Genomic DNA, 25771 nt, shown 5'->3' with positions numbered 1-25771 from the left:
AGGAGAAGCGGAAGATGGGCACACTCGAGGGCAAGGTCGCCTTCATCACCGGAGCCGGTCGCGGCCAGGGCCGTTCGCACGCGGTGCGCCTGGCGGACGAAGGGGCGGACATCATCGCCCTGGACATCTGTGCCGACGAGGTGGAGACGGTCCCGTACGCCCTGGCGGCGCGCACCGACCTCGACGAGACCGTCGCGCTCGTGGAGGCGAAGGGTCGCCGCATCGTCGCCCACCAGGCCGACGTCCGCGACCTCGGCCAGGTCCAGAAGGTCGTCGACGCCGGGCTCGGCGAGCTCGGCCGGATCGACGTGGTCTGCGCGAACGCCGGCGTCGGCTCCTGGGCGGTCAGCTGGGAGATGTCCGAGCAGGTCTGGAAGGACATGATCGACGTCAACCTCACCGGGGTCTTCAACACGGTCCGGGCCGCGCTCCCGTCGATGGTCGAGCGCGGAGAGGGCGGCTCGGTGGTGCTCACCAGCTCGACCGCCGGCCTGATCGGCTACCAGAACACGGCTCACTACACGGCCGCCAAGCACGGCGTGATCGGCCTGATGAAGGTCCTCTCGCAGGAGCTCGGCCCCCACCGGATCCGTGTCAACGCGATCTGCCCCACCACGGTCAACACGCCCCTGGTCGTCAACGACGCGACGTTCCGGCTGTTCGCCCCCGGCGTCGCGGACCCCGGTCCCGACGATGTGCGCGAGGCGTTCGCAGGGCTCAACAGCCTGCCGGACGTGCCGTGGATCGAACCCCTCGATGTCTCCGAAGCAGTCGCCTGGCTCTGCTCCGATGCGGCCCGGTACATCACCGGGATCGCCCTTCCCATCGACGCGGGGAACACCGCGAAGAAGGGCTGACAGGCACTAACCGGGCACGATCTGCCCGTTCTCCACCCGGATCTCGGATCTTTCTGCAGCTTCAAACTGACATGAATTCAATTTATCAAGGAGTTCCGATGAAGAACTGGCAGCGCCTTGCGCGCATGTCGCTCGCCGTGCCGCTGCTGGCCCTCGGGCTGGCTGCGTGCGGTGATTCCGACACGAAGTCGACCTCGCCCGAGGCCTCGGCTGCCGCCGAGGCAGCTCCGGACCCGGTGACGACCCCGCCGACCGAGATCACGATCACCACTCCGCTCGAGGCCCCGCCCGAGGCCGGCAAGACCTTCTTCTGGCTGCAGTGCGAGCTGCCGATCTGCGGGAAGATCGGGACCGGCGTCGAGGCGGCGGTGGACGCTGCCGGGTGGAACTACGAGAACATCGTCTTCAAGGCCACCGACCCCGGCGGCGCCATCGAGTCGGCGATCCAGCAGAGCCCTGATGTCATCGGCATCACCGGCATCCCGTCGGCCGCGATCGAGGCTCAGCTCGCCAGTGCCGCGGAAGCCGGCATCCCCGTGGTCACCTGCTCGCCGGGTCCGGAGGACCCGTCTCCCGAGACGTACGCCGCGATCTGCAGCCAGACCACGCAGCCGGACGGGGAGAACCTCGCTCTGTGGGCGATCAAGGACTCCAGCGGTGGCGCCAACATCGTGACTGTCACCATCCCGAGCTTCCCGTCGCTGCAGACGACCGTCGACGGCGTGCACAAGATGGTCGATGAGCACTGCGCGGACTGCTCGGCCGACGAGCTCGAGCTGACCGTCGAGGACCTGGCCGGCGGCCAGGTGGCGTCGAAGCTCGTGGCCTACCTGCAGTCGAACCCCGACACCGACTACGTGCTGTTCAACTTCGCGGACCTCGAGATCGGAGTCCCGGAGGCGCTCCAGGCTGCCGGCTTCGAGGACAAGGTCAAGCTGATCGGCAACGGCGGCGGGCCCCAGCAGTTCGAGGCGCTCGTCGAGGGTGGCGGGATGGACGCCGCCTGGGTGGCGTACCCGAGCCTCTACTCGGGGTGGCAGATGGTCGACGCGGCGCTCCGACTCGTCGACGGCGGCACGCTTCCTGACGGCTACCACGAGGAGATGAGGTCCCTGCCGACGTACATCGTCGACACGCCGGAGGCGGCGGAGGCGCTGGCGCCGTCGTACGACTTCGCCGGCCCTGCGGGGTACGAGGAGCAGTTCACCGAGCTCTGGCAGCTCAACTGAAGGCTTGCGGGGGCGCCGGTCATCGTGCCGGCGCCCTCCGCATCCACCTTCATCCGACACGTCATCGACCAGCGCCGGCCCGGGCGGCGCCCCGCAGAGAGGAAGCTCCGATGCAGCTGCAGGAAGAGGCTCGCCCCAGGTCGGGAATCGACCTGAACCTTGCCCTGCCGTCATCGGCCACGCCTGATGGCGTCGGAGAGCTGGCGCTCGCGGCCGCCCTGTTCACGCCGGACGAGATCGGTGACGAGGTCCGCGTTCTCGTCTGCTGGCCGGGCGGGTCGTACGGACGGGACTACTGGGACATCCGACTCCCTGGTCACGACGGCTACAGCTTCGCCGAGCACATGACGTCGCGCGGCTTCCTGGTGGTCGCGGTCGACCCGCTGGGCGTCGGAGGCAGCGGACGGCCCGCGGACGGCACCGTCTGCACGTACGAGGCGCTGGCCACCGCGGCCCACGGCGCGATAGAGGTTCTTCGCGCCCGTCTGGCGGACGGGTCCCTCGCCGCCGGGCTGCCGCCCATCGCCGAGCCGAGAATGGTCGGCGTCGGGCACTCCATGGGCGGTGGGCTCGTCGCCATCCAACAGGCGCAGTGGGGCAGCTACGACGCGATCGCCGTCCTGGGCTACACGCACGGAGTCAAGACTCGCTCTGTCGACCACGGGGACGACGCGTCGCTGCGCTCCACCGCCGTCGAGCTCGCCAAGGGATTCTGGGGCTCGCAGTGGGAGGCGGGGTACGGCGTCGTCGACAAGGTGCCTCACCAGGCGTGGCTCAACGGTCCTGACGTGCCGGCCGAGATCATCGCCGCGGACAATGCCAACTCGGTCGTCTGGGCAGCCTGGCCCTACGTCGACGCGCTCCACGTCGGCTTCACGGCTGCTCACGCTGCTCAGGTCTCGTCGCCTGTGTTCGTGGCGTTCGGTGAGTTCGACATCAGCGAGCAGCCGCGAGACGAGGCTGCGTTCTACGAACGGGCGGACGACATCACGCTCTTCGTGCTCGCAGGGAGCTATCACTGCCACAACTTCCAAGCCCGACGCGCAGACCTCTGGGACCGCATCGGCGGATGGGCGACCGGTGTGGCCGGATCCCGTCCGTCGGCCGGCTCCTTCCAGCGCGTGCCGTAGCAGCTCCGGAGCCCTTGTGGCCCCGATCACTTTGCCGTAAATTGAATCGAACTGGGTTCACTTCCGTTTCGGGCCGGAAGGAGCCGAGTTCTCAGCCGGGCCCCAGGCCCGAAACCGAGTGGAGGGTACGTCCCCAATGAACACCGATCACCACGCCTTCTTCATCGACGGAGCCTGGCGTCCCGCGCAGTCGGATGACCACTTCGACATCATCTCGCCGCGGTCGGAGGAGCGGATCGGCCGCGTGCCCGCGGCCTCCACCGCCGACATCGATGCGGCCGTCGCCGCCGCGCGACAGGCGTTCGACCACGGTGAATGGCCCCGCCTCAGCCCTGCTGAGCGTGCCGACTACCTGACCCGGATGGCGGACGCGATCGCGCGGCGCCAGGAGGAGCTTGCGCCGCTCATCACCGAGGAGCTCGGGTGCACGTTGTTCCTGTCTCAGGTCTACCAAGTGGTGTCACCGGTGATGAGCCTCAACTACAACGCCGAGATCGGCCGCAGCCTGGACACGTCCGAGGTGCGGCTCAGCGACCTCGGTCCGCTTGCAGCGAGCTCCGAGGGCGGCAGCATCATCCCGATGGCCGGCGCGAGCCTCGTGGTCCAGGAACCGGTCGGCGTTGTCGCCGCCTTCCCTGCGTACAACTTCGCGTTCCCGGCCGTGCCGCAGAAGGTCGGCCCGGCGCTCATCGCGGGCTGCACCGCTGTCGTGAAGGTGACCGAGCCCAACCCACTGGCGACCTTCATCTACGGCGACATCTGCGAGGAGGTCGGCCTGCCGCCGGGCGTCATCAACATCGTCGCGGCCCGCGCGCCGGAGGCTGAGTACCTCGTGCGCCACCCGGGCGTCGACATGGTCAGCTTCACCGGCTCGGTGCAGACCGGAGCCCGGATCGCCGCTGCGTGTGGCGAGCTGATCAAGCCGTGCGTGCTGGAGCTGGGCGGGAAGTCGGCCGCGATCGTCCTCGACGACGCGAAGCTCGAGGACGCCCTCCCGGTGCTCATCGGAGCCAGCGTCGGGACGAACGCCGGTCAGAGCTGCGTCGCACTGACCAGGCTCGTCGTACCCGCGGCGAAGTACGACGAGTACGCCGAGGCCCTCGTCGAGGGTTTCCGGTCGCTGAAGATCGGCGACCCGATGGAGGCCGACACCGTCATCAGCCCGCTGGTGACCGAGCGGCAGCGGGACCGGGTCGAGGAGTACGTCGAGCTCGCACGCAAGGAAGGCGCGACCGTCGCGACCGGCGGCCGCCGGCCGGCCGGTCTCGATCGCGGCTGGTACTTCGAGCCCACCCTGATCACCGACGCAGACAACGACATGCGCGTCAGCCGCGAGGAGATCTTCGGTCCCGTGGCCTCGCTGATCCCTCACCACGGTGAGGACGACGCCGTCCGCATCGCCAACGACAGCGAGCTCGGGCTCTCGGGCGCCGTGTTCACCGCGGACGACGCCCACGGGTTCGAGATCGCCCGCAGGGTGCGGAGCGGGACGTTCTCGGTCAACACCTTCGCGGCCGACCTCGGCTCTCCCTTCGGCGGCTACAAGCGGTCCGGAATCGGGCGTGAGCACGGGCCGACGGCGTACCAGGAGTTCCTGCACTACAAGACCATCTCGGTCGACCCGAGCCGTCAGCTCCCCGAAGCCGTGACCGCGGGCGTACGACGCGGAACCGGTCCCGGCACGCACTGAGCGACCCGATGGACGCGCAGTTCCCCCATGTGTTCTCGCCCTTCCGGTTGGCCGGCTTCGACCTGAGGAACCGGCTGGTGGCGCTGCCAGCGGGGACCAGCCTGGTCGAGCGCGGGATCCCGACCCACGGGGACATCGAGCACTTCGAGCGGCTGGCCGCCGGTGGCGTCGGACTGATCATCGGCGGCGCCACCGTCGTCCACTCCACGTCGGCGTTGCGGTCCGGCAAGCTGGTCGAGGGCTATCTCGACGCCGTCGTGCCGGCGATGAAGGAGAAGGCGGACGTCGTCCACCGGCACGGCGCCCGCCTGGTAGGTCAGCTGGTCCACCTGGGGCGGGAGTTCATCGGCGGCGAGTCCGACCAGCCACCGATGGCACCCTCGCCGATCAAGACCGTCCGCGACGCCTATCCGCCCCACGAGCTCACCGTCCGTGAGATCGACGCGATCATCGAGGGCTGGAGGGTGTCGACCGAGAACCTGGTCAAGGCCGGCCTCGACGGCGTGGAGATCCACGCCGCCCACGGCTACCTTGCGGCCCAGTTCCTGTCACCGCTCACCAACCAGCGGACCGATGACTTCGGAGGCTCCTTCGACAACCGGATGCGCTTCCTGCGCCTGGTGATCGAGGCGATGCGGTCGGTCACCCCCGACGGCTTCGCGCTCGGGGTCCGGCTCAGCGGGGAGGAAGAGATCCCGGGCGGGATGGCGATCGACGACTGCGTGCGGGTCTCCGAGGCGCTGGCCGCGGCGGGCGGCGTGGACTACCTCAGCATCACCCACGGCACCCGAGGGACCTACGTCAAGGACTCCACGGGGCCCGACGCCGTCGCCGTGCCGTCAGCTTCCCGGGTCCGGGCCGCTACCGGACTGCCGACGCTGGTCGGCCAACGGATCCGGGACGTCGGCACCGCCGAGCACGTCGTCAAGGCCGGCCACGCCGACCTGGTCGGCATGGCGAGGGCGCTGCTCGCCGACCCCGACCTGCCCGCCAAGTCCCAGCAGGGACGGCTCGACGAGATCCGCGGCTGCATCGGTGTCAACCAGGACTGCCGGGCGTTCGACCCGCACCTGCACTGCGCGGTCAACGCCGAGGTCGGGCGCGGCCGGTTGCCGACGGTGGGGGTGCGGGTCGCCTCAGCGAAGGACATCTACGTGATCGGTGGTGGCCCGGCCGGGCTGGAGGCTGCCCGCGTCGCCGCCGAGCGCGGCCATCGGGTGACGCTCTTCGAGGCCGAGACCTCGCTCGGGGGAGCGGTGCGCGTCGCTGCGGCGTCCCCTCATCGCGCAACCCTCATCGACGTCGTCGACTACCTCGCGCGGGAGACCCGCCGGCTCAAGGTCGACGTCAACCTCGGCGCCCCGATCTCGACGGACGACCTCGCGGAGGTCCGGGGCATCGCCGACCACGTCGTCGTGGCGACCGGCTCGAAGCTCGGGGACCTTCCACCCGCCCCGCTCGCGCGCGGAGCCGTGGCTGTCGACCAGGTGCTCGCCGGTGCTGTCCCGGACGAGCCCGGCAGCGCAGTGGTCTACGACGAGAGCGACGGGTTCTGGTCGGCGTACAGCGCAGCGGAAGCGCTGGCCGGGCGCGGCTGGGAGGTGACCTTCGTGACCGCACTGACCGCGCTCGCACCGCGGGTCCCCGCGGAGAGCGTCGGTCCGCTGCTGCGGCGCCTCGGTGACGCCGGCGTCGCCCTCGAGGTCGCCCACCGGGTGGTCGTCCCCGACGACCCGGGTGCCCCGTTGCTCCTCCGGCCGCTGTTCGGCCGGCACGACCGCATGACGGAGCCCGACCTGCTGGTGTGGCACCAGCCCCGGATCGGCGACGACGTACTGCTGCGTGCGACGTCCGCCGACGCGACGCTGACGGCGATCGGCGACTGCGTCACGCCCCGCCGGATCAGTCACGCGATCGCCGAGGGATACCGCGCCGGCGCCAGCGTCTGAACCGCCGACCCACCAGGACCGACCAGGACCGACCAGGACCACCGACACCGAGGAACGAGGAACACCATGACCACAGTCGAAGACCGGATGCTCATCGAGGACACGCTGTACCGCTACGCATCGAGCATCGACTCGGCCAGCCTCGACCAGCTGACCGATGTGCTCCACCCCGATCTGTGGGCCCAGTACGGCAACGCCGAGCCGGCCGAGAGCGCCGAGACGGTGATCGGCTGGATCCGTGAGGCGACCAAGACCTGCGTCTGGCAGCACCACCTGCTCAGCGTCTACCACGTCGACGTGCAGGGCGACTCCGCGACCGCGCTCGTCTACCACACGTCGTACCAGAAGTTCGCGGGCGACGACGAGGTCTGCGTCCTCGTCGGTCGCTACCACGACGAGCTGACCAAGCACGAGGGCACCTGGAAGATCTCGCGGCTGGTCTTCGAGATCATGTGGGGCGAGCGCCGCGCGGACGCGGCCGGCTACCTCGAGGCGGTCGGTGGCCGGGGTCCGAAGGTGCCCGGCTGGCCGGCCTGACCGAAGAATTGACCTGAGTTCATCTCATCTTGCTAGCATCGTCTCATCCGACACAGGCTCGACGCCTGGGCTCGCGGACCAGACAGACGAGGTGGACACATGGTGCAGACGTTGCCGGAGACGGAGGGTCCGCGCTCCAAGCGAGCGCTCATCCTGACCGCGGCGATCGACAGCTTCGGCAAGGACGGGTACGAGCACACGAAGTGGGCCAGGATCGCCGACCAGGTCGGCATCGGCCAGACCGCGCTCTACCACTACTTCGAGTCGAAGGCCCACTGCCTCCTCACGATCATGAGCATGGAGCTGGACCGTTCCCTCCAGCGGTTCCGCGAGGTCACCGCGTCTGCGCCGGGAGCGCGGGAGGCGCTCGAGGCGGCGATCGCGGCGGCGTACGACGTGACCCCGCGCGAGGTGTCGCAGATGCGCATCCTGCAGAGCCACATGGACCTTCTCGCCACTCCCCGGCCGTCGGAGAAGGAGGAGGCGGAACGTCAGCGCTCGCGTGAGCTCGTCCGGGAGATCGAGAGCGAGTGGACCGCTCTCCTGAAGCGTGGCATGCGGTCGAAGGAGTTCGCCAAGCGCGACCCGCACGCGATCGCCACCGTCGTGCTGGCCATGATCGTCAGCGTGTGGCGGTGGTACCGCCCGGGCGGCCGGATGACGCTCGACGAGGTCCGTGAGCTGATCACGGGCGCCTGCCTGCGGGTCGTCGGTCCCTAGCCGACTCAGTCCTCGAGGATCGTGATGGCGCCCTCGGGACACGAGGCCGCCGCGTTGCGGACGTCCTCCACCTGGTCAGCCGGTACGTCGAGGGTCTGACCGCGTGCGGTCACGAACCCTTCGTCGTCGTCCTCGAGGAAGTCCTCGGCGAGGTCGTAGCAGCGGCCGTGTCCTCGGCAGAGGTCGCTGCGAACGGTCAGCTTCATGCCGGGACCTCCCACCGGAGCGGAAGGCTGAGCAGGGTCAACATGGCGCCGCCGCCGCGTTCCATCAGCGGCTCCTCGCTCGCCACCTCGAAGGCGGGGATGACCTTCAACCACTCCTCGACCGCGACCCGCATCACCATCCGGGCGAGGTGCGCGCCGAGACAGCGGTGGGGACCGCCGGCGAACCCGAGGTGGTTGTTGGCCTTGCGGTCCACGACGAACTCGTCCGGCCGGTCGTAGACCCGCGGGTCCCGGTTGGCACCGGAGACCAGGCCGTAGACCATGTCGCCCTTGTTGAGCGGACAGCCGTGGAAGTCGGTGTCCTGCGCCACCTTCCGTCCGTCGCCGAAGATGATCGTGTAGAGCCGGAGCGACTCCTCGACCGCTGAGGGGATCAGCTCCGGCTCGGCGAGGAGCCGGTTGCGGTCGTCGGGATGCTCGGCGAGGTGGCGGAACAGGTAGCCGAGCTGCCCGCGTGTGGTGTCGAGCCCGGCGAGGACGAGCACCGTCAGGATGTCCAGGATCAGGGCGTCGTCGAGCGGTTCGTCGTCGATCTCGGAGTGCAGCAGCAGCGACACGAAGTCGTTGTCGCGGGGAGCGGACTCGCCGCGGCGGGCTTCGAGGACCTCCACCCAGTACTGCCGGATGCCACCCAGTGCTGCGCCCATCGCCTCCTGCTGCGCGAGGTCGCCGCCGAACCCGGCGAAGAAGTCCTCCACCCACGGGCCCATCAGGTCGGCGTCGGAGCCGGGGACGCCGATGATCGTCAGGAAGATCTCGGTGGGGAGTCGCATCGCGAAGTCGGTGACGAAGTCACACTCGCCCGCCGGCGCGAGATCCGCGACCAGGCGGCGGCCGATCTCGTGCGCCTCGGGGGCGATCCGGGTGATTGCGTTGGGAGCGAACCAGCGGCTGATCAGCTGGCGGTACTTGCTGTGGTCGGGCGGGTCGATCTGGGTGGGTACGAAGCGGTAGACCGGGTCGGGCTCCCACGGGGTGATCGACTCGCTGGAGAAGATCTCCGGGTGCTGGTACATCTCCCGGACCTCGTCGTACCGCGTGAAGACCCAGTAGCCCTGGGCGTGGGTGTTGAAGAACGCCGGGCTCTCCTCCCTCAGCTCGTTGGCCTTCTGCCAGTGGCTGCCCACCTCGAGAGGGGGTGAGGCGTCCAGGTGGATGACCGGGCAACCGCTCGGTACCCGGCCCGTGGCCTTCAGGTCTTCATTCGCCGACAGCTCGGTCATCTTGTCCTCGATCCCTGCCTGCCAGCGGGCCGGCGCTCGTTACAAACTGAGTTCGGTTCAGGTGCGATCTGAAATGTAACGCGCATCACGGTCACTAGGCAACAGTCGCCCGGGTTAAGGAAATCCTGGCGGATCGCCGTGAGATCAGGCCGGGCACCAGTTGCCGTGGAAGCCGGCCGGGATCTTGTGCGGCACGTGCACGCTCGCGACGTCGTCGAGGGTCGCGGCGTCCAGGATCCGCAGATCGGTGGTCGCCTCGGCGGCGTCGTACACGAAGCCCATGAGGACGCCGTCGTCCTCGGCGGCGTCGGGGCCGGACTCGACGAACACGAACTCGCCGGCCAGCCGGCCCGGCCCGAACGAGCGGGTCGTCGACGTGCCGGCGACCCGGTCGTGCCGGTGGAGCAACGTGTTGTTGGAGAGATCGCGCAGGTCGGCGGCGACGGCGTACCCGTAGCGGTGCCGCCGGCCGAGCCGCCGCTCGTCGACCCGCGGGAACTCCTGGGCCCGGTCGTCGGCCCGCTCCTCGCGCACCTTCCCGGCGTTGAGGTCGATGGTCCAGCGGTCCAGGGTGGGCGGGTCCTCGACCGGTCCGCGGAACTCGCTGGCGAACATCTTCGGGTGCCGGACGACGTCGACGACGACGGAGTCGCCCTCGTCGTACGCGTTCATCGAGTGGAAGACGTAGCAGGGCTCGACGTCGAACCAGCGGACGTCGCTGGCGCCGCCCTCGCGCGGCATCACGCCGACGCGCGCGGGGTAGCGCGGGTTCCAGCGGTACGGCATCACGCCGCCGCCGGTGGACTGCCGGCCGACGGCGGCGACGACCGGGTCGGGGACGCGGACCCGGCCGATGAGGGCGGACAGCACCAGCCGGGCCGGCGTACGGAGGAGGCGCGGGACGCTCGCTTCCGCGGCCTGGCGCGGGTCGAAGGTGACCGGGAGGTCGAAGAGGACGACGTGCTTCTCGGTCAGGGCGAAGTCGTGCATCATCGGGCTGCCGTTGACCTCGATGTCGACGGTACGACGAGCCCGGCCGTCGGTGCCGATCACGGAGTACTGCACGGTGTTGCCGCGGGCGAAGGAGTACGACACCGCGTGCAGCTCGCCGGTCTCGGGATCCCGCTTGGGGTGGGCGGTGTAGCCGCCGTGGATGGTGCCGTCGAAGTCGCAGGCGCCCACCGTGTCGAGCTCGTCGGTGAGCTCGTAGTTGACGACGCCGCCCTCGACCAGGGCCAGGGTCCGGCCCGCGTGCGCCAGCACGTTGGTGTTGGGACCGATGGCGTCCATCCCGCCCCGGTGCGGTCGCGCGCTGAACGGCTCGCCGAGGGCCTGGGCGACCCGCTCGGTGCGGACCCAGCGGTTGCGGTACCACTCGGCCCGGCCGTCGCGGAGCCGGACGCCGTGGACCATCCCGTCGCCGGTGAACCAGTGGTACGTCGCCGGGTCGACCTCGGCGACCGGGTTCGGCCCGTTGCGGAGGTAGCGGCCGTCGAGGTGGTCGGGGATCGTGCCGGTCACCGGCAGCTCGGTGAGCGTCTGCTCGACGCTGACGGGGCCGAACGGACCCTCGAGGAACATGTTGGCCATCGCGGACTCCCCTTTGTCGTAACAGTGTTACGAAACGACCATAACCCCGCACCGTCCGGTCGGCAACCGCCAGTTCCCGACCGCTCCGCGTCAGCCCTCGACCCCGGTGGCGTCGTGCGCCTCGCCCACCGGCTTGCTCTCCGGCGAGCCGCGCTGGCGCAGGTAGATGGCCAGGACTGCCATGGACCCGACCGCGAGGAACTCCGACTGCCAGTTCTGCAAGGTGCGTGACCAGAAGTCGGCGTTGGCGACGTACTCGGTCCAGGTCAACGGGTCCTGGCGCCGGCCGAGCCGGGCCTCGTTGAAGGCGACCTGGCCCGCGATCGACTGGGCCAGCCACGACACGAGGAAGATCGTGCCCATCACCAGGGCCAGCGACCAGGAGAAGACGGTGGTGCGGATCCCGCCGACCGCAGCCCACCGCGGCGAGCGCTCGTCGGCGTACTTGCCGACCTTCTGGTCCTCGTCCGACTCGAGGCCCGCCTTGTCGAGCTCCTTGGACTCGGGGGAGCCGCGCTGGAGCAGCCAGACCGTCGCCGTGATGAAGAGGAGGAACTGGAGGTACTCGCTCTGCCAGTTCTCGGTGATGTCGACGGCGAAGTCCGACGAGACCAGGTACCTGCCGAACGACAGCGTGCCGAGCCCGTCGGCGGCCTGCTCGGCGTTGGAGGCGTGCCAGCCCGCGAATGCCTGCCCCGCGAGGCTGAGCAGGAAGAGCGCGCCGAAGAAGAGTCCGAGCGAGTGGTGGCGGAGCGCACGACGCATGTGCGGTCACATCCTGGTGAGGCCGACAACGAGGAAGAACATCAGGCCGAGGACGATGACGGCCAGGTAGCCGAAGAACAGGACTCGCACCTCAGCCCACCTCGATCGCGCAGTCGTGTGGCTGATCGCCGGAGCGCGGTGGACAGCCGACGGCGGTCAGCAACCATCGGTCGTCGTACCTCGATAGGAAGGCCGTCTCGTCCGGGTACTCCACCTGGGCCATGGACCCGTAGACCCGCGCCTCTCCCTGCCCGGTGTCCCCGGGGAGCTGCTGGTCGAGGATCGAGTCGGCACAGGGCTTGCCCTCCTGCTCCTCGAGGGACTCACGAGCCTCCGGGGCGAGATCCGCGCACGCTGCGGCGGCGTCATCCGCGGCGATCGCGGCGTAGAAGTGCGCCGCGCGCTCCGCGGCGTCGTCGTCGGCCGCCGACCCGCAACCCGACGCCAGCGTCAGTACGACGACGCCGGCCGCGAGGGCACGGGGCCGAGGGGACACCTCAGCGCTCGGCCTCCTGCGCGAGCTTGTCCGCCAGCTCGTCCTTGGGCATCGACGAGGCGCCGGTGACGCCCACGTTGGCAGCCTGCTGCTCGAGATCGGCCTTGGTGATGTCGGCCGGCTGGTCCCCGAGGTGCTCCTCGCGGACCGCCAGGAACGCCTCGCCGAGCTGCTCGCGCCGAGCGGCGTCGATCCGCTCGCGCATCCCCGGGAGCACGGTCTGCTCCTCTTCCTCGACGTGGTGCTTCACCGCGTCGACGAGCTCGCGGAGCACGGTCCCGAAGTCGTCCGAGTCCGGATCGGTCGCAGCGACCTTCTTGGCGAGCGCGTCGGCCTCGAGGTGCTCCTTCTGGCTGTGCTCCACGTCGTCCGCGCCGCCGGCCTCCCGGGCCGCCGGGTAGACCTCGGACTCCTCAGCGCGGCTGTGCGCGGTCAGCAGCGTGGTCATGACCGGCACCAGACCGGCGCGCTTGTCCGGCTCGTTGAGGAGCGTGTCGAACAGGCGCTCCAGCTCGCGGTGGTCCTTCAGGATCAGGTCGACGACATCTCCGGTCATGGGTGCTCCTCGGGCTCGGTCCTACGGTCTGAACCGCAGGTACCCGACCAGAAGCCACCCATCCCAGCCCGTCAGTCGGCCGGCTCGAACTCCCCGGTGTTCGACCAGCGCAGTGCCTCGCCGAGGCCGGAGAGGATCCAGATGATCGCCGCAGCGACGTAGACCGTGGCCAGCCGTTGGTCGTCGACGACGGACTGGGCGACGACGGCGAGCAGTGCGGCGCCGATGGCGAGGACGAGGGTCAGGATCGTCTTCCGCTTGCCCTTGGCGAGCTCATCGGGCGTGTCGTACGGCGCGAACGGGCGCTGTTGTCTCATCGGCGGTCCTGGCGGGCGGTGCTGGCGGAGCTGGCAGTGCCGAGGACGCTACCGGCGACGGCGCCGGTGCGGAGTCGATTCGCCGAACCTGTCTGCTGGAGGCGGGAGCGGGTACGGCCCAGGGGTCAGTCCCGATCGAGAGGAGAACCCTGATGTCCACGATGGAGAAGACCGTCACCGTCGACCTCCCCGTGAGCACGGTGTATGACCAGTGGACCCAGTTCGAGACGTTCCCGCAGTTCATGGAGGGCGTCGAGGAGGTCCGCCAGATCGACAACACGCACCTGCACTGGAAGGCCGACATCCTCGGGGTCACCCGCGAGTGGGACGCCGAGATCGTCGACCAGACGCCGGACGAGCGGATCACCTGGCGGGCGACGGACGGTACGACGAACGACGGCACCGTGTCGTTCGCCTCGGACCCGAGCGGCCAGCACACCGAGGTCACCCTGCGGCTGGAGTTCGAGCCGTCCGGCATCGTCGAGAAGGCGGGGGACCTCACGCACCTGATCCAGCACCGGGTCGACGGTGACCTGGAGCGGTTCAAGGACTTCATCGAGTCGCGCGGCCTCGAGACGGGTGGCTGGAGGGGCGAGGTGAAGCCCGGCGACGTCTGATCCGGCTACGCCTGGTGCCGGGCCAACCCGCCGGCGACGCCCGTCATCGCGATCAGCCTCGTCACCCGCCGCGGCGGGCGGTACAGCACCAGGTGCTGGTCCGCCGCGGCGAGGATGGCCGCCGACGACTCGATGGCCCGCAGTCCGGCGACGTCGCAGAACGTCACCCCGGCGAGGTCGAGCACGACGAGGTCCGCCGGGCACGAGGTCGCGGCGATGGCGTCCAACGCGTCGACCAGCAGGTGCGCGGAGTCGAGGTCGAGCTCGCCGGTGAGCCGGACGACCGGGAGCGTCGGGGTGAACTTGATCCGCACGTCGAGGACCGAGGCGATGACGGAGTCGCTGGTGGCGATCGTGTGACCGGTGCTCGCGACGTCGTCGTCCGGCCGGTCCCGGACGCTCATCTCACTGTCCTGAAGCGCGCCGGGTGGCGGATCGGCGGGCCGGACGGCCGGGGCAGCCGGACGCCGTGGAGCCGCCCGACGGCGGTCTCGACGTGAGCGCGCACCACCTGGTTCCACTCTTCCGTGTCGTCCGCTGCGCACACGGCGTGGACGAGACTGCGGGCGACCGACTTGACGGAGCAGTCGGTATCCCTGGCCCAGTCACGGAGTACGTCGACCGCCTGCTCGGCATCGATCCGGTACAGAAGGGTCAGGATCCCCTTGGCCTGCTCGACCAGCGCACCCTGGGGCTGCTCGTCGTCGTGGTCGGGCATGGGTCCTCTTCGTCCTTCCGGACCTCCTGAGGAGATCTGCAGCGGAGGTACCCAATCTCGTCCCGAATGCACGCCCTCGTCGAGGTTGCGCCGGCCGGTCCGGCCGGTCCGGCCGGTCCGTCCGGTTCGTCCGGTTCGGCGGAGGTAGCACAGGCGGGCCATGCCCGCGCACCTGTCGGTCAGGAAGCGCGTGAACGGCTCCGCGACTGCGGTGCACCGCTCAGCCTGGACGGGTGATCCGTCGTACCTCCATCGCCGCCGCGGCGCTCGCCGCGCTCGCAGCCGTCGCCGGACTGGACCCCGGTGACGCTGCCGGTCAGGGGACGCCGCCGGACGGCCCGGGCACCGCGGGCCCGCCGTACGACTATGCGACCGAGCTGATGGGCGGGTACGCGTTCCTGCCGTTGCCCGATCAGGCCGCGCTCACCGTGACCGATCATGGCTACCTGTTCCGCGCCGGGCAGCAGGACACCCACCTGGTGGTGACGCTCACCGATGACGGGATCCGGTTCGCCGACACCGGGACCGCGGCGTTCAAGCGGCTCGCGGGTACCTGCGTCGAGGAGCACGCGGACGTGGGGATCGCGGCGCTGTGCACGGTGCCGGCGGGAATCAGCGCGGACGCGCCCCTGCTGGTCGAGGTGTGGCCGCGGCTCGGCGACGACTACGTCGACGGGTCGGGTCTGCCCGAGACGGTCGCGATGACCATGCTCTCGGACGCGGGGCACGACACGGCCCTGTTCGGCGCCGGCCCGGACTTCTTCAACGGCTTCACCGGGCGTGACCGGGTCTGGGGCGGCGACGGCAACGACTGGATCCGCACCGGTCAGGGTCCGGACCAGGTGTGGGCAGGTGCCGGCGACGACCAGCTGGTGGCCACGGACGGCCGGGACGTCCTCTTCGGGGAGGACGGCGACGACCTGCTCGGGGGCGGTGCGGGCGACGACCGCCTCGACGGGGGGCTGGGCGCCGACCGGCTCAAGTGCGACGGCGGAGCGGACACCGCGACGACGGACGGCGCGGACCGGCTGCGGTCGTGCGAGGTGGTCACCCGCCAGTAGCGGCCGGGTGCCCTATCGTCTGCCGGGTGAGCGCCGTTACCCCCGCAGCCGTGGTCGACCGCCTGCGGGCCGCCTTCGGGCGACCGACCGAGCCCGACACCCCCCACCGCACCCTGCACGCCAAGGGCGCGTTCTACGCGGGCACCTTCACCGCGACGCCCCGGGCCGCCGAGCTCAGCACGGCCGGGCACCTGCAGGGGAGCGAGGTGCCGATCCTGGTGCGCTGGTCCAACGGCGGGGGCAACCACCGCGCTCCCGACAAGGCGCCCGACGTCCGCGGGATGTCGGTGTCCTTCAAGCTCCCGGACGGGACGGCGACCGACATCCTGGGACAGACAGCCCCGCGCTTCGTCGTACGCACTCCGGAGGCGTTCGTCGAGTTCACGGAGGCGGCGCGCAACCCGCGGAAGCTGCCCGGCTTCCTGCTGCGGCACCGCGACGCCGTGCCTGCACTGCTCGTGAACGGCAAGGCGAGAGCGCTGATCTCGCCGCGCTCGTACGCCGCGGTGCCCTACTTCGCCGTCCACGCCTTCCGGTGGGTCGCGGCTGACGGCACCGGCAGCTGGGTGCGCTACGTGCTGCGTCCGCAGTCGTCGACCGATCCCGAGGGCTCCTTCGAGGGACGGGACCGGCTCCGCGAGGAGATCGTCGCGCGGCTCGCCGCGGGACCGGTGACCTTCACCCTGGAGGTCAGCGTGGCCGCGGACGGCGACGACCCGAACGACCCGATGTCGGTGTGGAAGCCGCGCGAGGTCTTCGACGCGGGCACGCTGACGATCACGGGGCCGGCCGACGACCCCGAGGCCGACGGCGGCGTCGTCGTGTTCGATCCGACCCGGGTCGTCGACGGCATCGAGCTGTCCGAGGACCCGATCCTGCTCTTCCGGCCCCAGGCCTACGCGGAGTCGGTCAGGCGACGGCTGGGCTGAGGACCTGGCGCGGGTCTTCCAGGCAGGCGCGCTCGCAGTCGTCGGCTGGCGGATCGTTGAGGTTTTCGAAGGAAGCGTGGTGGCGCGCCGTCGTGGGTTGCGGCACTTGGTCGCGCGCCAGGGAGGGCGCGGCGAGGTCGGAGGTGCTCGCTGTGGTCGCGGTCGGAGCAGGTACGGCGGGTGGTCGAGGTCGGCGGCCGGGCGCGCGGTGGTTGAGGTGCGACGAGCGCAGCGAGGAGCCTCGAAACGACCCCTTGAGCGCGCCGATAGCCCCGCCGGTGGAACCAGGTGGCGGGGTGCGGGGCTCGGTGGCTACTCGTCGGGTGGGTCGGCCGGGTCGGTCGGCGGCTCGGTCGGCTGGGTGGTGCCGGGTCGGGGGGTGAGGTCGTAGGTGCCGGTGGGGTCGACCAGGTACAGGCCGCTGGGCAGGGTCCACAGGTAGGTGCCGGGTGAGAGGACCCGGCAGGTCGCGAGTCCTGAGGTCTTGTACCGGTGGTGGCCTCGGCACTTCGGGTTCAGGTTGCATCGACACGTTGGTCCGCCCTGGGTGTGGGGGATGTTGTGGTCGAGGTCGCAGCGTTCGGCGGGTCGGGTGCAGTAGGGGTAGGTGCAGTGGTGGTCGGCCAGGGTGACTTGGCGGCGGATCCGGTCGGGGATCTCGTAGGAGTCCACGGGCTGGTGGCCGTTGAGGTCGATCACGGGCCGCACGAGCACGCTGGTGCCCGGGGTGCCCATCCATTCCTTGATCTGCTCCGGGCTGATCGGGGTGCGGGTGTTGGCGAACCGGCCGACCGCGCCGTCGGCCGTGTGGTCGCTGGTGTCGTTGAGGTGGACGATCAGCTCGACCCTGCGGCCGGGGGCGGTGTGGGTGGTCTCTCCGGTGTCGGGATCGACGATCTGGAGGTCGAGGGCGAGGTCGTGGCGGGCGATCTCCCCGAGCGCGACCGCGCGGCGCACATCGAGGGAGTCCTCGCAGCCGAGCTGGCCGAGCAGCTTGGCGCGGCGGGCGACCGCGGTCTCGAGGTCGAGGGCGTCGGCGATGTCGAGGGTGGCGGTGACCTCGGCGGTGCCGTCGAACCCGACCCGGTCGAGGTCGATGTCGACGTGCCGGGTCTCCTGAGCGTCGCGCCGCTTCTCCTCGGCCGCGGCCGGGTCGTAGCGGACCAGGGCTTCCTCGACCAGCCGGTCGATCTGCGCCCAGGAGACCCCGTGGGCGATGGGTGCGAGCTGCCGGTCCACGAACCCCGCGGCGTCGGCGGGCAGGGTGCGGGTGGACTCCGCGATCCGCAGTGCCTTCCACACCGGCACCCGCCCCTCCAGCACCCGGGCCCAGGTAGTGGGGAGCCGGTAGGCCAGCTCGACGACCTGACCCACATAGGAGCGGCCGGCGTCCAACGACCGGCCCAGCAGCGCGGAGAGCTCCATCACCGCGAAGTCACTGATCAGCGGGGCACCGGGGCCGGCGACCGGGAGCCCGGTGTCGAAACCCCGCTCGGTGATCGTCGAAGCGTCGCCTTCGTCGGCGACGACGTGCTCGCCGGCCCACTCGGCGACCGCGCGGACGGTCGCGATCTCCTGCTCGGAGATCACCGCACGGCGGTCGCGGATCTCCGCCAGCAGCTCCTGCGAACGCGTCACCGGAGCGGGCTCGACGGCCTCGTCCGCCACCGGGGCGGAGAGGTCGAAGAGGGGTGCGGTCCCGAGATCCATAGCCCTATTCAATATGGGACCACCGACACATCGAAACGCTCAGAACCCGCCTGTGGACAGGCGGTTCGTCAATCTGGGCTGTGGACCACAGGTGGCTCGCCGGGTGCGAGGGCCTTGGTTTCGAGGCTTGGCGCTAGCGCGCCCCGCACCTCGACCAGCGGCGCGCCGTACTCCTCGCTCCTTGACCAGCGGGCGGCGCCTCGCGCCTCGACCAGCGGCGCGCTGTACTCCTCGCGCCTAGACCGGAGGGCGGCTCCTCGCGCCTCGACCACCGGGCTTCGCCCTGGTTTCGAGGCTCGGCGCTGGCGCGCCTCGCACCTCAACCGACGGGTGGCACCGTGCACCTCAACCGGGCGTCGGCCACAGATCGCGACCGCCCGCCGTACCCAGCGGCCCGTCAGGGGGCCGTGCCCTGCGGCAGCCCGGACCCGTGGCGCTGGAAGTCGATCAGCCGCTCGTTCTCGTAGCTGACCCGCCGGGCCGAGTCCTCGAGCTCGCGGAACATCTGCTTCAGCACCCGGACGCCCCCGGCCGACTGCCGGACCAGGTCGGTCGCGAGGTCGAGCGCGGCGGCCTCCGCGTCGGCAGCGGCAGCGGTGCGCTGGAACAGCCCGTACGACGCCGCCTCCTCCATGCCGATCGGACGGCCGGTGTAGATCAGGTCCTTCGCGCGGGACAGCCCGATCAGCTGCGTCAGCCGGGCCGGACCCACCGGGACGCCCAGCCGCGCGCCGGCCCAGGCCAGCTTGAGGTTGTCCCCTCCGACCCGCAGGTCGCAACCGGCGACGATCTCGGCTCCCGCGCCGACGCAGTTGCCGACGCAGACCGCGATCGACGGCACCGGCAGCTGCTCGATCAGCCGGTAGAGCTCGGCGAACGCCTCCATCCGGGCGACGCCGCCTGCTGCGTCGAGGTCCTCGCCGACGTCCGCGCCCGCGCAGAGCGCGTTCGTGGAGCTGGTCGAGACGACCACGACCCGCAGGTCGGCGTCGGCGGCCAGCTCGGTCAGGGCGTCGTTGATGAGCAGCAGCGTCGCGGTGTCGAGCGCGTTGCGCTTGTCGGGGCGGTTGATCCGGAGGATCTCGACGCCGTCGTCGCGGCGTTCGCGCAGCAGAGCAGTCACGGACCGCGAGCCTAGTAGCCGCTGCAGAAGCCGCACCCCGCCCGGCGACGGATGGGATGATGCCGCCGTGGTCGGATCCCTGGGCGACGTGCCGCTCGTCGGCCGCGAGCGGGAGCTGACCCTCCTGCGGGAGTCGGTGGCAAGGGCCGCCGACGGCAACGCCGGCGCGGTCCTCGTCGCCGGTGAGGCCGGGGGCGGGAAGACCCGCCTGGTCCGCGCGCTGCTCACCGACCCTCCGCCCCCCGCACCACTCGTCGTCCGGGCCCAGTGCGTCGACCTGGGCGATCCAGGCCTGCCCTACCTCGCGATCGTCGATCTGGTTCGGGCCCTGGAGGCGGTGGCCGCCACCGATGCCGACGTCGCGGCGGTCATCGACGGCCTGCCGGTCCTGGCCGGCATCACCGGCCCGGTGTCCGCCGGCGACACCCCTGTCGACGAGGGGCGACGACTCCAGCTCTTCGATGCGACGGCCTCGCTGCTCGCGGGCGTGGGCCGCGTCCGCGGACCGGTCCTCGTGGTCGTGGAGGACCTGCACTGGGTCGACTCGTCGTCGGCGGACTTCCTCCGGTTCCTGCTCAGCCGGATGACCACGGAGCGGGTCCTGGTGGTGGCGACCGTCCGCACCGACGGGTTGGCCGCACGGCCGCGGGCCCGGCAGCTGCTCAGCGAGCTCGGTCGCCTCCCCGCGGTGCGCCGGATCGACCTCGAGCCGTTCGGCCCTGCCGAGGTGACGGAGTACGTCGCCCGGCTGCTCGGGAGCGAGCCGGACCCGGAGGTCGCCGCCGAGGTGTACCGCCGAACTCGCGGGAATCCCTACTACGTGCAGACCCTGGCGGCCGGGGTGGCGCAGACCGGCCGCTTGGACGCGCGGATCCCGCGCGCACTGGCGGACCTGCTGGTCGGCAGGGTGGAGGGGCTCGGCGACGACGTCCGGGCGGTGGTGCGCAGCGCCGCGGTGGCTGCGGGTGCTGTCCCGGACCGGCTGCTGCGGGAGGTCGTGGACCTCGACGACGCCCGCCTCGACGAGGCGGTGCGGGCCGCCGTGGCCGAGGGATTGCTGACGCCGGACGGGGCGGGCTACGTCTTCGCGCACGACCTGCTGCGCGCGGCGATCTACGGCGACCTGCTCCCCGGCGAGCGCGCGCGGCTGCACGCCGCTCATGCCGCGGCCCTCGAGGCGGGCGTGGCCGGCTCTGCACCTGCTGCCGGGATCGCGCACCACTACCAGGAGGCGCAGGACGCACCGAAGACACTGAAGTGGTCGGTCCGCGCCGGCGACGCGGCGATGGCTGTCCGCGCCCCGGGGGAGGCGCTCCAGCACCTCGAGCACGCCCTCGCGGCGTGGCCGGACGTCGAGGGGGCGGCCGACCTCGCGGGAGCAGCACACGGCCGGGTCGCCGTACGGGCGGCGCACGCGGCGCGCCTCGCCGGCGAGCAGGCCCGGGCCACCGACTGGGCCGGCCGGGCGATCGGTCTCTGCGACGCCGACGGCGACCGGCCCGGCGGGATCGAGGCTCGTGCGGAGCTGGTCCACCAGCTCGTGGAGGCCGACGTCTCCGACCAGGCGGTCCGGCCGGCCGAGGAGGCCGTGCGGCTGGCCGAGAGCTCCGACCCGGGCTCGACCGCGTTGGCGCACGCGGCGCTCGCGAGGGCGCTGCTCGCCGAGCGTCGGACCGACGAGGCCCGCCCGGTGGCCGAGCGGGCGCTGGTCGAGGCCAGGGCCGCGGGCGCGACCGGCCTCGAGGTGGAGGTGCTCACGACGGCGGCGTTCCTCGACGAGGTTGCCGGCGACCGGGTGGCCGCGGCCGACCGCCTAGACACTGCCCTGCGGCTGGCGCGCGATGCCGGGGAGCTGACCGCCGAGCTGCGGGCACACTACTTGCTGGCGTCCCTCCACTACTACAACGGCGACGTCACCGGGTCGCTCCCGGTGCTCGGAGCAGCGATGACCCGGGTGGCCGAGACCGGCCTGCGGTGGAGCAACCCGGGCATCGAGCTGCGGCTGCTGAGCACGGTCGCGCTCTACGTCTCCGGCGACCTCGACGGCAGCCTGAAGGCAGCCCAGGCGCCGGAGAGCGAACCGCCGGACGTCGCGGCCGCCCGGCTGGCCGCCGTGAGCTGCTACGCCGTGGTCGCCGGCGGGCTTCCCGACGCCGCGCCGCGGCTGGCTGCCCTGCGCGAGAGCTGGAGCGTGCACCCGCAGGTAGCGCTGGTCGCCGGCGGTTGCGAGGCGGACCTGCTCGCCTGGGAAGGCGACTCCGACGCGGCAGTGGCGGTCGCCGAGCGCGCCCAGTCCCACCTCGACGCTGTCGCCGGCGAGGGGATGTACGGCGGCCTGTGGCTCTCGGCGATCGCGCTCGGAGCGTTGGCCGACCGCGCGTCGTACTGCCGCCAACGGCGCGACGACGCGGGCGCGACCGCAGCGCTCCGGCAGGGGGACGTGCTCCTCCAGCGCGTCGAGCGGATCGTCGAGGGCGGGCGCGGGAGGCCGGGGGAGCTGGGCCCGGAAGGACGCGCCTGGCACGCCCGCGCACGGGCCGAGCACGCCCGGCTGCGGGACGAGCCAGGGGTCGAGCTGTGGCAGCAGGCGCTCGACGCGTTCGGCTACGGGCACGTCTACGAGCAGGCCCGTTGTCGCTGGCGGCTGGCCGACGCGCTGGTCGCCGCGGGCAACCGTGACGGCGCCCGCCCCCACGCGCTCGCCGCCGCGGCGTCGGCGCAGCAGATGCAGGCCGCGCCGCTGCAACGGGCAGTCGCGGCCACCATCAGCCAGGCCCGCCTCGCCGGCGCTGCCACCTCTACCGACGCGGTCCTGACCGGCAGGGAGCGGGAGGTGCTCACCCTGGTCGCCGAGGGGATGACGAACCGCGAGATCGGGAAGCGGCTGTTCATCAGCGAGAAGACCGCCAGCGTGCACCTGAGCAACCTGATGACCAAGCTCAACGTCTCCAGCCGCACCGAGGCGGTCACCGTGGCTCGACGTCGCGGACTGCTGGACGTCCCCTGAGCCGGCCCGTCTCTGAGGCGGGACTGCGCGAATTCCTCAGGTCTGAGGGCACCCCTTAGGCCCAGCGTCGTCGCCATGCCGATCCGCACCGTGCGGAGGCGACGAGGAGGAACTGAGATGGGATCGACGTCTGCGCGCGAGCGGCTCGCGCGACAGCTCACCGGCAGGGTGTACGACGGCGCGTACGCCGGCGCCGTGGCCGAGGCAGCCGGGTTCAACACCGCTGTCAGCCACCAGCCGGCAGTCGTGGTCGCGGCGCGCACCGCGCAGGACGTGGCGGCTGCTGTCCGCCACGCCAACGACGAAGGCCTGCCGGTGGCGGTCCAGGCCACCGGGCACGGCGCGGTCGCGCCGTCGGTCGGCTCGGTGCTCGTCTCCACCAAGGGCATGCAGGGCGTCGCCGTCGACCCGGTGGCCCGTCGGGCGCGGGTCGAGGCGGGGGTGCGCTGGCGGTCCGTCATCGACGCCGCTGTGCCGCACGGACTCGCGCCGCTGTCCGGCTCGTCCTCGGGTGTCGGGGTCGTCGGCTACACACTCGGCGGCGGGATGGGCCTGCTCGCGCGCCGGCACGGCTTCGCGGCCGACCACGTCCGATCGGTCGTGCTGGTGACCGCCGATGGCGAGATCCGGACGGTCACCGACCGGACCGACCCCGAGCTGTTCTGGGCGGTGCGGGGCGGCCAGAGCAGGTTCGGCATCGCCACCGCGCTCGAGTTCGACCTGGTCCCGGTGCCCGCGTTCTTCGGCGGCGCGCTGTTCTTCACCGGGCCCGCCGTCGAGGAGGTGCTGCACGCCTGGGCGACCTGGGCGCCGACGATGCCGGAGGACGTCACCACCTCGGTGGCCCTGCTGCGACTGCCTCCGATCGACGACGTACCGCCGCCGTTGCGAGGCGTCGTCAGCCTGGCCGTCCGGTTCGCCTTCCTCGGCTCGCCCGCGCAGGGCGAAGCGCTCCTGGCGCCGCTGCGCCGCGTGGCCGTGCCCGCCCTCGACTCGGTCCGCCCGATGTCCTACGCCGAGGTCGACAGCATCCACATGGACCCGCCGGAGCCGATGCCGGCAGTGACCCGCGGGGGACTCCTGCACTCGATGCCCGGTGAGCTGGTCGACACCCTGCTCGGCGTGGCCGGTCCCGACGTCGACGTCCCGCTGGCCGTCGCCGAGGTGCGGCTGATGGGCGGCGCGCTCGGCCGGTCCGCGCCGGTGCCGAACGCAGTGACCGGTCGGGACGGCGCGTTCTCGTTGGTGGCCATCGCGCCGGCACCGCCGCCGCTGCTGGCGGCCGCGCACGACGTCACGACCCGGGTGGTCGACGCGCTGGCGCCGTGGTCGACCGGTACCAGCCTGGCCAACTTCGCCGGCCACGCGGCGATCGACGCCGCCTCCACACCGGCAGGTGCGCGATGAGCCGGCCGGTCGTGGTGGTGGAGCCGGGACAGGGGCACCGCTTCGGCAACGTCGAGTTCCTCGCCCGTACGACGGACACCCCGTTCTTCAACCTGGGGATCGTCACGCTCGGGCCGGGCCAGGGCGTCGAGCGCCACGTGCACCGGGCCGAGGACGACTCGTTCCTCGTCCTCGACGGCACGCTGTCGGTCACCCTCGGCGAGGACGGCCGGGAGGTGGCGGCCGGGGCCGGCACCTTCGTGCTGATCCCCGACGGCACCCCCCACGCGATCGTCAACAACGGCGCGACCGACGTGCGGATCCTCAACATCCACGCGCCCGGTGGGTTCGACCGGAGGATCGGGCTCCGATGAAGACCCGGCACGACGGGCGCAGCCGTAGTCTGCGGCGATGACCACTACCTGGGGTGTTGCCGAGACGGCCGGCCGGATCGCGGCCGGCGAGCTGACCGCCGTACAAGCGGTCGAGGCGTGTCTCGACGCCATCGACAGCCGCAACCCTGAGCTCAACGCCTTCTCGGTCGTGCTCGCCGACCGGGCCCGGGCCGAGGCCGCGACCCGGGACGACGCGGCGGCCCCGCTGGGGCCGCTGCACGGCGTACCGATCGCGATCAAGGAGGAGAACGACGTCGAGGGCTGCGTCACCACCTTCGGCGGCAAGGCCAACACCACGCCGGCCGCTGCCGACTCGGAGGTCGTCCGGCGGCTGCGGGCCGCGGGAGCGGTGATCGTGGGCAAGACCTCGATGCCCGAGTTCGGGGCCTGGCCCTACACCGAGCCGCGGAGCCTCGGTCCGGCGCGCAATCCGTGGGACCCGGCGCACACGCCCGGCGGCTCCAGCGGCGGTACGGCGGTCGCCGTCGCCTCCGGCATGGTCCCGACCGGGATCGGGGGAGACGGCGGCGGCTCGATCCGGATCCCGGCGTCGTACTGCGGTCTCTTCGGCCTCAAGCCGCAGCGCGGACGGGTGTCCACCGCCCCGAACCCGCACCTGTGGTGGGCGCTCGGTGTGATCGGGCCGCTGACCAGGTCGGTGCTGGACTCGGCCCTCGTCTACGACGTGATCCGCGGCAGCCACGACGGGGACCGCTTTCACGCGGCCGAGACCGGCAGCTTCGTCGAGGCCGCGTCGCGCGAGCCCGGCCGGCTGCGGATCGGGTGGACCGTGAAGCCGACCAGCAAGGGCGTCCGCCCGCACCCGCTGCACGTGCAGGCGGTCGAGGACACCGCCCGGCTCTTGACCGAGCTCGGCCACGACGTCCGCCAGGTCGACGCGGGGCTCCCGGACCCGGCGGCGGCGTTCGTGCCCCAGTTCTTCGCCGGGATCCGGACCGAGGCCGACGCGGTCGAGCACTACGAACGGCTCGAGCCCTCGATCCGACAGGCCTACCGGCTGGGCTTCTGGGTGCGGCCCCGCGTCATCGAGTGGGCGCTGCGCCAGACCGAGCGGGTCAGCGCGAAGGCCAACCGCGTCTTCGACGAGTACGACGTCCTCCTCACCCCCGTCACCGCCAACCGGCCGCCGAAGGTCGGGGTGCTCGAGGGCGCGAACGCGCTGACGGCGGCGCTGAGGTCGACCCCCGCGATCGCCTACACGGCGCTGTGGAACGTGACCGGCAACCCCGCGGCCGCCGTACCGTGCGGGCTCGGCCCCGACGGCCTGCCGTTGTCGGTCCAGCTGGTCGGCCGCCTCGACGACGAGCCGACCCTGCTGAGCCTCAGCGCCCAGCTCGAGGCGGCGCGCCCGTGGCCGCTGGTGAGCGGGGCACGTGGGACGACGGGAGACGCCTAGCCTCGACGTTTCACGGGGCGGCTCGCTGAGCGGTTCGGTGCCGTGGCGCTGATCGGGATCCGTTTCGGGCGTGCGCGATCGCCGGCGCTGGTGCCGCCGGTTCTCCGGGTCTTGGTCGTGGG

At 71.6% G+C, this 25771-nt stretch carries 25 protein-coding genes; 14 read left to right on the top strand and 11 right to left on the bottom strand.

Annotation, left to right across the window (positions count from 1 at the left end; genetic code table 11):
* Positions 1 to 14 precede the first annotated feature (14 nt).
* From D0Z08_RS21970 to D0Z08_RS21940, 7 genes are all read left to right on the top strand, one after another.
* On the top strand, positions 15 to 857 hold the full coding sequence (locus D0Z08_RS21970; RefSeq protein ID WP_118927419.1) for a mycofactocin-coupled SDR family oxidoreductase: 843 nt from the start codon (positions 15 to 17) through the stop codon (positions 855 to 857).
* Between the two features lie 98 nt (positions 858 to 955).
* Complete coding sequence (locus tag D0Z08_RS21965) at positions 956 to 2086, top strand: sugar ABC transporter substrate-binding protein (protein WP_182481428.1); 1131 nt, start codon at positions 956 to 958, stop codon at positions 2084 to 2086.
* A gap of 110 nt (positions 2087 to 2196) precedes the next feature.
* Positions 2197 to 3216, top strand: a complete 1020-nt coding sequence (locus D0Z08_RS21960) for an alpha/beta hydrolase (RefSeq protein ID WP_118927417.1) — start codon at positions 2197 to 2199, stop codon at positions 3214 to 3216.
* Positions 3217 to 3352: 136 nt separating this feature from the next.
* On the top strand, positions 3353 to 4906 hold the full coding sequence (locus D0Z08_RS21955; protein WP_118927416.1) for an aldehyde dehydrogenase: 1554 nt from the start codon (positions 3353 to 3355) through the stop codon (positions 4904 to 4906).
* A gap of 8 nt (positions 4907 to 4914) precedes the next feature.
* Positions 4915 to 6855: an oxidoreductase gene (locus D0Z08_RS21950; protein WP_118927415.1), complete on the top strand. Its 1941-nt coding sequence runs from the start codon at positions 4915 to 4917 to the stop codon at positions 6853 to 6855.
* A gap of 66 nt (positions 6856 to 6921) precedes the next feature.
* The gene (locus tag D0Z08_RS21945) at positions 6922 to 7392 is read left to right on the top strand and encodes a nuclear transport factor 2 family protein (RefSeq protein ID WP_118927414.1); all 471 of its coding nucleotides are present in this window, start codon (positions 6922 to 6924) and stop codon (positions 7390 to 7392) included.
* Between the two features lie 99 nt (positions 7393 to 7491).
* The gene (locus tag D0Z08_RS21940) at positions 7492 to 8112 is read left to right on the top strand and encodes a TetR/AcrR family transcriptional regulator (protein WP_118927413.1); all 621 of its coding nucleotides are present in this window, start codon (positions 7492 to 7494) and stop codon (positions 8110 to 8112) included.
* A gap of 5 nt (positions 8113 to 8117) precedes the next feature.
* Here the strand turns inward: D0Z08_RS21940 and D0Z08_RS21935 are convergent, their stop codons facing one another.
* From D0Z08_RS21935 to D0Z08_RS21905, 7 genes are all read right to left on the bottom strand, one after another.
* Positions 8118 to 8318: a ferredoxin gene (locus tag D0Z08_RS21935; RefSeq protein WP_118927412.1), complete on the bottom strand. Its 201-nt coding sequence runs from the start codon at positions 8316 to 8318 to the stop codon at positions 8118 to 8120.
* The gene (locus D0Z08_RS21930) at positions 8315 to 9562 is read right to left on the bottom strand and encodes a cytochrome P450 (RefSeq protein ID WP_118927411.1); all 1248 of its coding nucleotides are present in this window, start codon (positions 9560 to 9562) and stop codon (positions 8315 to 8317) included. The genes D0Z08_RS21935 and D0Z08_RS21930 overlap by 4 nt, the downstream gene beginning before the upstream one ends.
* 144 nt (positions 9563 to 9706) lie before the next feature.
* Complete coding sequence (locus D0Z08_RS21925) at positions 9707 to 11152, bottom strand: carotenoid oxygenase family protein (protein ID WP_118927410.1); 1446 nt, start codon at positions 11150 to 11152, stop codon at positions 9707 to 9709.
* 90 nt (positions 11153 to 11242) lie between these two features.
* Positions 11243 to 11917, bottom strand: a complete 675-nt coding sequence (locus D0Z08_RS21920) for a DUF6766 family protein (protein WP_118927409.1) — start codon at positions 11915 to 11917, stop codon at positions 11243 to 11245.
* Between the two features lie 91 nt (positions 11918 to 12008).
* On the bottom strand, positions 12009 to 12413 hold the full coding sequence (locus tag D0Z08_RS21915) for a hypothetical protein (protein WP_118927408.1): 405 nt from the start codon (positions 12411 to 12413) through the stop codon (positions 12009 to 12011).
* Between the two features lies 1 nt (position 12414).
* Positions 12415 to 12969 carry a hemerythrin domain-containing protein gene (locus D0Z08_RS21910; protein ID WP_118927407.1) on the bottom strand — a complete coding sequence of 185 codons (555 nt, stop codon included), beginning with the start codon at positions 12967 to 12969 and terminating at the stop codon, positions 12415 to 12417.
* 71 nt (positions 12970 to 13040) lie between these two features.
* Positions 13041 to 13286 (bottom strand): hypothetical protein, encoded by a 246-nt coding sequence (locus tag D0Z08_RS21905; protein ID WP_118927406.1) that lies wholly within the window; start codon positions 13284 to 13286, stop codon positions 13041 to 13043.
* A gap of 152 nt (positions 13287 to 13438) precedes the next feature.
* Here D0Z08_RS21905 and D0Z08_RS21900 point away from each other — a divergent pair, with 152 nt between their 5' ends.
* Positions 13439 to 13903: an SRPBCC family protein gene (locus D0Z08_RS21900; protein ID WP_118927405.1), complete on the top strand. Its 465-nt coding sequence runs from the start codon at positions 13439 to 13441 to the stop codon at positions 13901 to 13903.
* 5 nt (positions 13904 to 13908) lie between these two features.
* Here D0Z08_RS21900 and D0Z08_RS21895 read toward each other — a convergent pair whose 3' ends face one another.
* On the bottom strand, positions 13909 to 14307 hold the full coding sequence (locus D0Z08_RS21895) for an STAS domain-containing protein (protein ID WP_118927404.1): 399 nt from the start codon (positions 14305 to 14307) through the stop codon (positions 13909 to 13911).
* Positions 14304 to 14621, bottom strand: a complete 318-nt coding sequence (locus D0Z08_RS21890) for an ANTAR domain-containing protein (protein ID WP_182481427.1) — start codon at positions 14619 to 14621, stop codon at positions 14304 to 14306. The genes D0Z08_RS21895 and D0Z08_RS21890 overlap by 4 nt, the downstream gene beginning before the upstream one ends.
* A gap of 233 nt (positions 14622 to 14854) precedes the next feature.
* On the opposite strand from D0Z08_RS21890, the gene D0Z08_RS21885 reads away from it, so the two are divergent.
* Complete coding sequence (locus D0Z08_RS21885; RefSeq protein WP_118927402.1) at positions 14855 to 15682, top strand: calcium-binding protein; 828 nt, start codon at positions 14855 to 14857, stop codon at positions 15680 to 15682.
* A 26-nt stretch (positions 15683 to 15708) separates the two neighbouring features.
* Positions 15709 to 16611 (top strand): catalase, encoded by a 903-nt coding sequence (locus tag D0Z08_RS21880; RefSeq protein WP_182481426.1) that lies wholly within the window; start codon positions 15709 to 15711, stop codon positions 16609 to 16611.
* 312 nt (positions 16612 to 16923) lie between these two features.
* On the opposite strand, the gene D0Z08_RS21870 is transcribed toward D0Z08_RS21880, so the two are convergent.
* Together D0Z08_RS21870 and D0Z08_RS21865 are read right to left on the bottom strand one after the other, a co-directional pair.
* Positions 16924 to 18321, bottom strand: a complete 1398-nt coding sequence (locus D0Z08_RS21870; RefSeq protein ID WP_118927399.1) for an HNH endonuclease signature motif containing protein — start codon at positions 18319 to 18321, stop codon at positions 16924 to 16926.
* 397 nt (positions 18322 to 18718) lie between these two features.
* Positions 18719 to 19444, bottom strand: a complete 726-nt coding sequence (locus D0Z08_RS21865; protein WP_182481425.1) for an enoyl-CoA hydratase/isomerase family protein — start codon at positions 19442 to 19444, stop codon at positions 18719 to 18721.
* A 67-nt stretch (positions 19445 to 19511) separates the two neighbouring features.
* On the opposite strand from D0Z08_RS21865, the gene D0Z08_RS21860 reads away from it, so the two are divergent.
* The 4 genes from D0Z08_RS21860 (at position 19512) to D0Z08_RS21845 (ending at position 25649) form a co-directional block, all read left to right on the top strand.
* Positions 19512 to 22451 carry a helix-turn-helix transcriptional regulator gene (locus D0Z08_RS21860; protein ID WP_182481424.1) on the top strand — a complete coding sequence of 980 codons (2940 nt, stop codon included), beginning with the start codon at positions 19512 to 19514 and terminating at the stop codon, positions 22449 to 22451.
* Positions 22452 to 22568: 117 nt separating this feature from the next.
* Positions 22569 to 23858 carry an FAD-binding oxidoreductase gene (locus D0Z08_RS21855; protein ID WP_118927396.1) on the top strand — a complete coding sequence of 430 codons (1290 nt, stop codon included), beginning with the start codon at positions 22569 to 22571 and terminating at the stop codon, positions 23856 to 23858.
* Positions 23855 to 24211, top strand: a complete 357-nt coding sequence (locus tag D0Z08_RS21850; protein ID WP_118927395.1) for a cupin domain-containing protein — start codon at positions 23855 to 23857, stop codon at positions 24209 to 24211. Before D0Z08_RS21855 ends, D0Z08_RS21850 begins: the two co-directional genes overlap by 4 nt.
* A 37-nt stretch (positions 24212 to 24248) precedes the next feature.
* On the top strand, positions 24249 to 25649 hold the full coding sequence (locus tag D0Z08_RS21845) for an amidase (protein WP_118927394.1): 1401 nt from the start codon (positions 24249 to 24251) through the stop codon (positions 25647 to 25649).
* Positions 25650 to 25771: the final 122 nt, after the last annotated feature.

Origin of the sequence: Nocardioides immobilis (assembly GCF_003515065.1) — a bacterium.
Lineage (GTDB): Bacteria > Actinomycetota > Actinomycetes > Propionibacteriales > Nocardioidaceae > Nocardioides > Nocardioides immobilis.
The sequence above is the reverse complement of the archived record's forward strand: the minus strand, read 5'-3'. Positions and strand labels throughout refer to the sequence as shown.

Excerpts from the sequence above, each read along its gene's own strand:
- D0Z08_RS21970 (WP_118927419.1), top strand. The coding sequence starts at position 15 with ATGGGCACACTCGAGGGCAAGGTCGCCTTCATCACCGGAGCCGGTCGC.
- D0Z08_RS21965 (WP_182481428.1), top strand. The coding sequence starts at position 956 with ATGAAGAACTGGCAGCGCCTTGCGCGCATGTCGCTCGCCGTGCCGCTG.
- D0Z08_RS21960 (WP_118927417.1), top strand. The coding sequence starts at position 2,197 with ATGCAGCTGCAGGAAGAGGCTCGCCCCAGGTCGGGAATCGACCTGAAC.
- D0Z08_RS21955 (WP_118927416.1), top strand. The coding sequence starts at position 3,353 with ATGAACACCGATCACCACGCCTTCTTCATCGACGGAGCCTGGCGTCCC.
- D0Z08_RS21950 (WP_118927415.1), top strand. The coding sequence starts at position 4,915 with ATGGACGCGCAGTTCCCCCATGTGTTCTCGCCCTTCCGGTTGGCCGGC.
- D0Z08_RS21945 (WP_118927414.1), top strand. The coding sequence starts at position 6,922 with ATGACCACAGTCGAAGACCGGATGCTCATCGAGGACACGCTGTACCGC.
- D0Z08_RS21940 (WP_118927413.1), top strand. The coding sequence starts at position 7,492 with ATGGTGCAGACGTTGCCGGAGACGGAGGGTCCGCGCTCCAAGCGAGCG.
- D0Z08_RS21935 (WP_118927412.1), bottom strand. The coding sequence starts at position 8,318 with ATGAAGCTGACCGTTCGCAGCGACCTCTGCCGAGGACACGGCCGCTGC.
- D0Z08_RS21930 (WP_118927411.1), bottom strand. The coding sequence starts at position 9,562 with ATGACCGAGCTGTCGGCGAATGAAGACCTGAAGGCCACGGGCCGGGTA.
- D0Z08_RS21925 (WP_118927410.1), bottom strand. The coding sequence starts at position 11,152 with ATGGCCAACATGTTCCTCGAGGGTCCGTTCGGCCCCGTCAGCGTCGAG.
- D0Z08_RS21920 (WP_118927409.1), bottom strand. The coding sequence starts at position 11,917 with ATGCGTCGTGCGCTCCGCCACCACTCGCTCGGACTCTTCTTCGGCGCG.
- D0Z08_RS21910 (WP_118927407.1), bottom strand. The coding sequence starts at position 12,969 with ATGACCGGAGATGTCGTCGACCTGATCCTGAAGGACCACCGCGAGCTG.
- D0Z08_RS21905 (WP_118927406.1), bottom strand. The coding sequence starts at position 13,286 with ATGAGACAACAGCGCCCGTTCGCGCCGTACGACACGCCCGATGAGCTC.
- D0Z08_RS21900 (WP_118927405.1), top strand. The coding sequence starts at position 13,439 with ATGTCCACGATGGAGAAGACCGTCACCGTCGACCTCCCCGTGAGCACG.
- D0Z08_RS21895 (WP_118927404.1), bottom strand. The coding sequence starts at position 14,307 with ATGAGCGTCCGGGACCGGCCGGACGACGACGTCGCGAGCACCGGTCAC.
- D0Z08_RS21890 (WP_182481427.1), bottom strand. The coding sequence starts at position 14,621 with ATGCCCGACCACGACGACGAGCAGCCCCAGGGTGCGCTGGTCGAGCAG.
- D0Z08_RS21870 (WP_118927399.1), bottom strand. The coding sequence starts at position 18,321 with ATGGATCTCGGGACCGCACCCCTCTTCGACCTCTCCGCCCCGGTGGCG.
- D0Z08_RS21855 (WP_118927396.1), top strand. The coding sequence starts at position 22,569 with ATGGGATCGACGTCTGCGCGCGAGCGGCTCGCGCGACAGCTCACCGGC.
- D0Z08_RS21850 (WP_118927395.1), top strand. The coding sequence starts at position 23,855 with ATGAGCCGGCCGGTCGTGGTGGTGGAGCCGGGACAGGGGCACCGCTTC.
- D0Z08_RS21845 (WP_118927394.1), top strand. The coding sequence starts at position 24,249 with ATGACCACTACCTGGGGTGTTGCCGAGACGGCCGGCCGGATCGCGGCC.